We start from the raw sequence: 8,260 nt of genomic DNA on the forward strand, positions 1-8,260 counted from the left end.
GTGCTCGATGCGGGCCACCTCGTGGTCGTCGGCAGCGCGGATCAACCGAGCGCTCCCGTCATCGCTGCCAGTAGCGAGCAAGTCGCCCTTCGGAGTGAAGGCGACGGCCTTGACCAAGTCACCATGCTCAATGCGGGCCACCTCGTTACCATCCGAGGTGCGGATCAGCCGTAGGGCATTGCCGCCTACGGTTGCGAGCAGATCGCCGTTAGGGTTGAAGGCGACGGCTGAAACCATTGTAACTAAATCGCCGTGCCCGGTGCGGGCCGCCTCGCTTCCGTCGGTAGTGCGGAGCAGCCGCGCGCCTTCCCAGCTGCCGGTGGCTAAGAAATCGCCCTTCGGGCTGAAGGCGACGGCGGTAACTACGGCGCCATGCTCGACGCGGGCTACCTCTTCGCCGTCAGCAGTACGGATCAGCCGCGCACTGCCGTCGAGGGTAACAATGGCGAGCAGATCGCCGTTTGGGCTGAAGGCGATGGCCGAGGGCATGCTGCTACAGGTACGGGCCGCTTCGCTGCCGTCGGTGGTGCGGATCAGCCGCGCGCTGCCAGCGCTGACGGTGGCGAGCAGATCGCCGTTCGGGCTGAAGGCGATGGCGGTGACCGGGGCGGCATGCTCGATGTGGGCCGCCTCTTTGCCGTCGGTGCGGATCAATCGCGCACTGTTGTCATCGCTCCCGGTGGCGAAAAGGTCGCCCTGAGGGCTGAAGGCGACGACGTTGACGGGGCTGCCATGCTCGATGCGAGCCACCTCTTTCCCGTCTGCGCTGCGGATCAGTCGCGCGCTGCCGTCCTCACTGCCTGTGGCGAGCAGGGCGCCGTTCGGACTGAAGGCGACGGCCTTGACTGCACCGCCATTCTCGACGCGGGCCAGCTCTTTCCCGTCTGCGCTGCGGATCAGCCGTACGCCGTCACCGCAGCCGGTAGCCAAAAGGTCACCAATCGGACTGAAGGCGACGGCCTTGACTGGACTGCCATGCTCGATGCGGTACTGCGGCAGTTCGCGCAGCGAAATCACCGCAGCCTGATGTGCAGCAGCCGTCGGAAAGCGTCGCCAGCCCTCGATCGCAAGGGCTGCGGCCAGTTCGGCGCTCTCAGCACCTTGCAGGTCCCGCGCTATACCAACTGCTTCGGCACCAAGTTGGCGACCCTTGGCTTCCCGCGCTGCCGCTTCCGCCAGGAGACGTGCAGTCTCAGCCCGTGTCTCGCTTTCTTGCGCTGCCGCAGCCAGCTCTCGCGCCAGTTGCTCACGCTCCTGCGCTGCCGCCACGAGCTCTTGCGCCCGTCTTTCGCTCTCTTGCGCGGCCTTTGCAAGTTCGTTTGCCAGTCGCTCGCGTTCGAGTGCTTGGTTGAGCTCTTCCTCGGCCTCTTGCCGGGCATGGTCCTGGCTTGCCTTGATGAAGGCGCGCTCGGCGTCGTTGAGGTCGTTGCCGCGGCTGTCGACCCAGGTCGAGGCTTCGCTCAATTGACGGCCGCGCAGCAGCAGGTCCCGATCTTCAGGGCTGGCCGTCCATGCCTGGAGGCCCTCCTTGAGCCGCTGACGCCACAGGCCGAAGGCGCGGTCTTCCTGCAGCCAGCCCTGCAGTCTGCCCCAGGCGCCGATCAGCGCCTCGTGCACCACTTCGGCCGTCTCTTCTCCGGTCGCCGGGTCACGGCCCAGGGTCAGCAGCCGGGAACGTTCGTCGGCCAGCTTCTGCACCAGCGGCCAGTCGGCCTCGCCGATCTCGCGCCGACGCGCCACCGCGCGCGTGTCGGGTGCGCCGTCCTCGCCGAGCCGGACCAGTCGCAGCATCAGCCGTCGCACGCTCGCCTCGGCACCCCCGCCGAGCCGCCGCACTTCGCCCTCGGCATGCTCGTTCAGTGCGGTCTCCAGCCCACCCTTGCCATCCGACCCCCGGTAGGCGGCCCAGGTGAGCCTGCAGCCCTGCTGTTGGCGCCACAGCCGGTCGAGCGCGAATTGCAGCAGCGGCAATCCGCCGGCCCGCCCCTGCATTGCCGTCACCAGTTCCACGGCCAGCCCATCCTCGAACTTGACTCCAAAGGTGAGGGCAGGGCGCCGCACCGCCTCGCTGAGCTCGGCCGCGGTCATCGGCCCGAGCTTGACGTCGGTGTCCTGAAGCAGGGCCGCAAGCCGGCGGATTGCCAGCGCATGCCCCATGAAGTCCGCCCGCATCGTCGCCACCGCGCGGATCGGCGGGCTGTAGGGGTCCTGTTTTGCGATGGCCTCGATCACCGCGAGGAACTGTGCCTGACGCGGCGAACCGTTCTCGTCCGTGGTCTCCGCCTTGCGCGCCACAGCGCCGTCAGGCGCCTCGGCATCCTGGGTGAACAATTCCTCGAACTGATCGATGATCAGGAGCGTGCGCGTCTGCCGCCCGGGTGTCGTTCCTCCGATCTGGCGTGCAAGGTCGACAATACGCCCCGGGTCGTTGCGCAGCCGCGCCGCCCATTCTTCCGCCTCCTTGTTGCGTGCGCTGAAGTCTGCGGGGTTGGGGTTTGTGAGGGAAGCCAGGCCGAGGCCGAGCTGGAACAGTGAGTCGCGCAGCGGACGGCACACGGCGACATTCCAGCCTTGTGCCAATAGCTTCGGTGCCAGGCCCGCCAGCACCACCGACGATTTGCCCGAGCCCGACGGACCGATCACCGCCGCGAAGGGATGCCGTTCGAGCTTGGTCTGAAGCTCCGTCACGAAACTCTCGCGCCCGAAGAACAGATCCGCGTCTTCCTCGCCGAAGGCAGAGAGCCCGCGATAGGGGTTTGCAAGCAACGGCAAGGCCCGGCAGATCAATTGCGCCGGCAGCAGAAACGCCAGCCTGGTCGTCTTGTCGCGATCGGCTGCGGTCGCCATTCCGATCAACCGCAGATCGGTCTGACTTACCACCGGGGCACCGCTGAACCCCGGCTGAATGAAGTAGCCGAAGGCCTGCGTGTCTCTGACCTGCAGCCATCCGCCGGGGTCCTTCACCAGCACCTCGCCACTGGCTTCGACGCCATTGTCAAAGCCGACCGGAAAGCCGTAGGTCAAAAACTCCGTTCCGCGCGGCGGTATTCTCCGATCGACTGCCAACGGCTCGATGCCGCCCGAAAACTCCTTGCCTTCCTCGAGCTCAATAACTGCAACATCGGCCAGCGGATCGCGCACCAGCTCAGCAAGCGGTCGCACCGGAAACCAGGCCACCACGCGCCCGCTCAGACCTGTCTTGCCAAGGAAGGGCAGGTCGAGCCTAAAAGGACCTTCCGGTCGTTCCGTCGTATCGCGTGGCCGCTTCAGCGCATCGTTCAATACATGCGCGCAGGTGACGACATAACGACCAAGCGCCAACCAGCCGCTGCCGCAGATCGCTCCGCTCTCACCGCGAATGCTCGCCACCGGCCGCGTGTACTGCGTCGTCATCAAACCCGCCATCCAACTCTACCAGCAGCCGGCGCGAGGCAAATTGCGCTTGGCATCGCAGCGCCGAGACTCACCACGGGCCTGCTCCCCGCGGGTCATTCCGAGCTGGCCCTTCCGAGGAAGCTTCGTCGTAGAGATCTAGGTCGGCAAGCTCTGTTGCGCCTAGATCAACCAGCGCACCACCACGGCCCGCCGGGATCGGGCCACTACCCAGGGCTGCGCCGTACAAAGCCGTCGCTTTCTCAATCAGGCGCGTTTTGTCGAGGGAAATGAGGTCGGAGCTAATCACCACGGTCCGGCGGAAAGCCGCGAGCGCACTCCTCGCTTGAGCCTCATCATTTGATGCGATGGTCGCCTTAAGCGCGGCAAAGGCGGCCTTGACCTCCGGTATTGCGCCAAAGTCGGCCTTCTTGTCGGACCGTCGGATCGAGAAGACGCAGTAACCCTCTTCCAGCGGACGCCCGTTGAGAAGGAGCTTTCGGTCGTTCGGATCAAGGGTCAGCTGTGACGTATCGATCTGCCCTTTTCGAACTGCCACAATGGCGCAGAGCCGGCTCTCCATCAGAGCCATGTCGGTGTCGAGCGCCACCTCGATGACCGAGTCCTGGGTCTGGCCTGCGATCAGGTCCATACCCTCAGTGATCAGCGGCAAGAACGGCTTCACCTGACCAATGAAACTTATCCCAGCCTGCGCGGAGACCCTGGTGACGTAGTCGATTAGCGGTGAAAGCAGATTACCCCTTTTTACAGAGAAGAGCCCGAGCTCAAGCCCAAGGGTGCCGCCCCGCCAGGGCAATGCGCCCATCATCTGGCTGGAGACCGTAATCACGCGGTCAAGGTTGGCACTGTCGAGTTCCGCCAGTCGGGCCGGTTTCGACACTGCCGCCATCTCTGCGTCCTCAGTGCCGTCCTGGGACAGTCGGACAAAGGAATATACCACCCCATGAAATGCGGTCGCCAGCCGGCGCGCCTGTTTCAGTCGCAACGACTCGACGAAAATCTCGATATAGCAGGCGTCTGGCTCGATCGGGTTCCCAGCGACGCCGAGACCCGGGTCTGGAAGCCTCTCAACAAATGTCCAGTCCGTCGTTGGTTTTCCTGCGATGCGTTCGCTCAGACGCGTCAGCCAGCCCATCAGTTCTGTCCTCCGTTGTTTTGCCGTCCGGTACGCTTCTGCCAGTCTGAAAGCAGCGACGGTTCGCTCGCCCACTCCTGACAGGTCGGCACCCAGTCCTTGATGGGACCGATGTGACGCTGCCACTCCTCCGCCGACAGATTGCGGCCGACTCGCTCCCGGCAAAGCTTTTCGAACACCCGCTCCGGGGTTAGCAACAGCCGCGCGCTGTTGTCGGAACTAGCGGTGGCGAGGAGGTCGCCTTGTGGACTAAACGCGACGGCGTTGACCGAGCCACGGTGCTCGATGCGGGCCACCTCTTTGCCGTCGTCGGTGCGGATCAGCCGCACGCTGCCGTTGTCGCTGGCTATGGCCAGCAAGTCGCCGTTCGGACTGAAGGCGACTTGTCTTACCCAGTCATCGTGCTCAACGCGAGCCGCCTCGCTGCCGTCCCTGATGCGGATTAGCCGCGCGGTGCCGTCGTCGCTGCCGGTTGCCAAAAGATCGCCCCTGGGGCTGAAGGCGACGGTACGAACCGGGGCACTATGCTTGATGCGGATCACTTCTTTGCCGTCGGCGGTATGGAACAGTCGCGCGGTGCCGTCGTCGCTGCCGGTCGCCAAGAGATCGCCGTTCGGGCTAAAGCCGACAGATAAAGCCGCCTCGCCATCATCGATGTGAATTACCTCACTACCGTCAGCGGGGCGGATTAGCCGCACTGTGCCGACTTCACTGGCGACGGCAAGCAGGTCGCCATTCGGGCTGAAGGCGACGGCAAGAATCGGGCCACCATGCTCGATCCGAGCCGCCTCTCTGCCATCAGCAGTTAAGATCAGCCGCAAGCCGCCGTCTGCGCTGACGGTGGCCAGGAATTCGCCCTGCGGGCTGAAGGCGACGGTGTTAACAGGGCCGTCGTGTTTGATGCGAGCAACCTCTTTGCCGTCCGTTGTCCGGGTCAGCCGCGCATTGCCGTCGTCACTGGCGGTGGCAAACAGGTCGCCCTTCGGGCTGAAGGCGATAGCGTTGACGCGTTCGCCTCGCTCGATGCGGGCCGCCTCGCTGCCGTCAGCGATGTTTATTAGCCGCGCGCTGTTGTCCTCGCTGCCGGTGGCGAGCATATCGCCCTTCGGACTGAAGGCGACGGCGCGGACCGCGTCGCCGTGCTCGATGCGGGCCGCCTCTTTGCCGTCGACAGTACGAATCAGCTTTGCGCTGCCGTCCATGGAGGCAATAGCGAGCATGTCGCCGTTCGGGCTGAAGGCGAGGGCTTCAGGTACACCGCTGTGGATGCGTGCGAACTCACTGCCGTCGGCGGTGCGAATCAGCCGGGCGTTACCGTCCCAACTGCCGGTGGCCAAAAGATCGCCCTTCGGGCTGAAGGCCACGGTAGTGACTGGCGCGGCTTGCTCGTGGGCGTTGCCAGTCACCCCTTTGCCGTCGGCGGTGCGGATCAGCCCGGCACTGCCGTCTTCGCTGGCGGCGGCGAGCAGGTCGCCGTTGGGGCTGAAGGCGATGGCATTGACCGGGCCATCATGCTCGATGCGGGCCATCTCTTTGCCGTCGGCGGTGCGGATCAGCCGTGCGCCGCCATCATTGCCGCCAGTTGCGAGGAGTTCGCCATTCGGGCTGAATGCGACTGCACTGACCGGGCTCCCGTTCTCGATGCGGGCCACCTCTTTGCCGTCTACGGTGCGGATCAGCCGCACGGTGCCGTCCTTGCTGCCGGTTGCAAGCAAGTCGCCGCTGGGACTGAACGCCACGGCACTAACCGGGCCACCGTGTTCAATGCGATACTGCGGCAGCTTGCGGAGCGCATTCACGGCTGCCTGATACGCCGCATCGGTCGGAAAGCGTCGCCAACCCTCGATCGCGAGCGCGGCAGCCCTTTCGGCGCTGTCAGCACCTTGCAGGTCCCCTTGGATGCTCACCGCTTCGGCACCAAGCTGGCGGCCCTTAGCTTCCCGCGCCGTTGCTTCTGCCGCGAGACGGGCAGTCTCGGCCTTCCCCGCCGCCGCAAGTGCTCTAAATTTCGCTGCCATCTCGGCGGATGCCGATTTGTCCGCCGCGTCACGGGCAGTGTCAGCCCGATCCCGTTGGATCACATTGTCCTTTAGGAAGTATCCACTGGCGGCCAGCGCAATCAGCAGCAGGGCGACGACAGCGCGGAGCAGGATAGTCCTTTGCTTCCATCGCTTGCGGGCGACTTCTGCGTCGTGCAGCGCGAGCCCGCGAGTGTCCGCAAGGTCCTTTTCTGTTCGCGCACGCTCCTGCGCTGCTGCCGCCAGCTCTCGTGCCAGTTGCTCGCGCTCCTGCGCAGCCTCAGCGAGCTCTTGCGCGCGCCTCTCGCTCTCTTGCGCGGCTTTCGCCAGTTCGTTTGCGAGACGCTCGCGTTCGCGTGCTTGTTCGAGCTCTTCCTCGGCCTCTTGCCGGGCGTGGTCCTGGCTTGCCTTGATGAAGGCGCGCTCGGCGTCGTTGAGATCGTCGCCGCGGCTCTCCAGCCAGGTCGAGGCTTCGCTCAGCAGGCGACCGCGCAGCAGAACGTCCTGATCCTCTGGACTGGCGGTCCATGCCTGCAGGCTCTCCTTGAGCCGCTGACGCCACAGGCCGAAGGCGCGGTCTTCCTGCAGCCAGCCCTGCAGTCTGCCCCAGGCGCCGATCAGCGCCTCGTGCACCACTTCGGCCGTCTCTTCTCCGGTCGCCGGGTCACGGCCCAGGGTCAGCAGCCGGGAACGTTCGTCGGCCAGCTTCTGCACCAGTGGCCAGTCGGCCTCGCCGATCTCGCGCCGACGCGCTACCGCGCGCGTGTCGGGGGCGCCGTCCTCGCCGAGCCGGACCAGTCGCAGCATCACCCGTCGTACCCCTGCCTCGGCGGCTCCGCCGAGCCGCCGCACTACGCCCTCGGCATGCTCGTTCAGCGCTGTCTCCAACCCACCCTTGCCATCCGGTCCTTTGTAGGCTGCCCAGGTGAGCCTGCATCCCGCCTGTTGGCGCCACAGCCGGTCAAGCGCGAACTGCAGCAGCGGCAATCCGCCGGTCCGCCCCTGCATCGCCGTCACCAACTCCTCGGCCAGTCCGTCCTCGAACTCGACACCAAAGCTGCGGGCCGGTCGGCGCACCGCCTCGCTGAGCTCGGCCGCGGTCATTGGCCCTAACTTGACGTCGGTGTCCTGCAGTAGGCCGGCAAGCCGGCGGATCGCCAGTGCATGCGCCATGAAGTCCGCCCGCATGGTCGCCACCGCCCGGACCGGCGAGCTGTCGGGGTCCTGTGCAGCGATGGCGTCGAGCACTGCGAGGAACTGCGCCTGGCGCGGCGAACCATCCTCGTCCGTGACCTCCGCTCTGCGCGCCGCAGCCCCGTCGGGCGCCTCGGCATCATGGGTGAACAGTTCCTCGAACTGGTCGATGACCAGGAGCGTGCGTCTCTGCCGCCCGGGTGTCGTTCCTCCAATCTGGCGCGCCAGATCGACAATACGCCCGGGGTCGTTGCGCAACCGCGCCGCCCACTCTTCCGCCTCCTTGTTGCGTGCGCTGAAGTCGGCGGGGTTGGGGTTTGTGAGGGAAGCCAGGCCGAGGCCAAGCTGGAACAGCGGGTCACGCAGCGGCCGGCATACGGCGACATTCCAGTCTTGTGCCAGTAGCTTCGGTGCCAGGCCCGCCAGCACCACTGACGATTTGCCCGAGCCCGACGGACCGATCACCGCCGCGAAGGGGTGCCGCTCGAGCTTGGCCTGAAGCTCGGTCACGAAGCTCTCG

Annotated in this window: 3 protein-coding genes; all 3 read right to left on the bottom strand. The window is 65.7% G+C overall.

The window, feature by feature from the left end:
- On the bottom strand, positions 1 to 3,393 hold a 3,393-nt coding region (locus FJ418_RS31700), incomplete at its 3' end, for a trypsin-like peptidase domain-containing protein (RefSeq protein ID WP_181167168.1).
- A gap of 70 nt (positions 3,394 to 3,463) precedes the next feature.
- Positions 3,464 to 4,528: a hypothetical protein gene (locus FJ418_RS31705; protein ID WP_140872212.1), complete on the bottom strand. Its 1,065-nt coding sequence runs from the start codon at positions 4,526 to 4,528 to the stop codon at positions 3,464 to 3,466.
- Positions 4,528 to 8,250: a WD40 repeat domain-containing protein gene (locus FJ418_RS31710; RefSeq protein WP_210243180.1), complete on the bottom strand. Its 3,723-nt coding sequence runs from the start codon at positions 8,248 to 8,250 to the stop codon at positions 4,528 to 4,530. The genes FJ418_RS31705 and FJ418_RS31710 overlap by 1 nt, the downstream gene beginning before the upstream one ends.
- Positions 8,251 to 8,260 lie beyond the last annotated feature (10 nt).

Origin of the sequence: Mesorhizobium sp. B2-8-3 (genome assembly GCF_006440815.1) — a bacterium.
Lineage (GTDB): Bacteria > Pseudomonadota > Alphaproteobacteria > Rhizobiales > Rhizobiaceae > Mesorhizobium.

Excerpts from the sequence above, each read along its gene's own strand:
- FJ418_RS31705 (WP_140872212.1), bottom strand. The coding sequence starts at position 4,528 with ATGGGCTGGCTGACGCGTCTGAGCGAACGCATCGCAGGAAAACCAACG.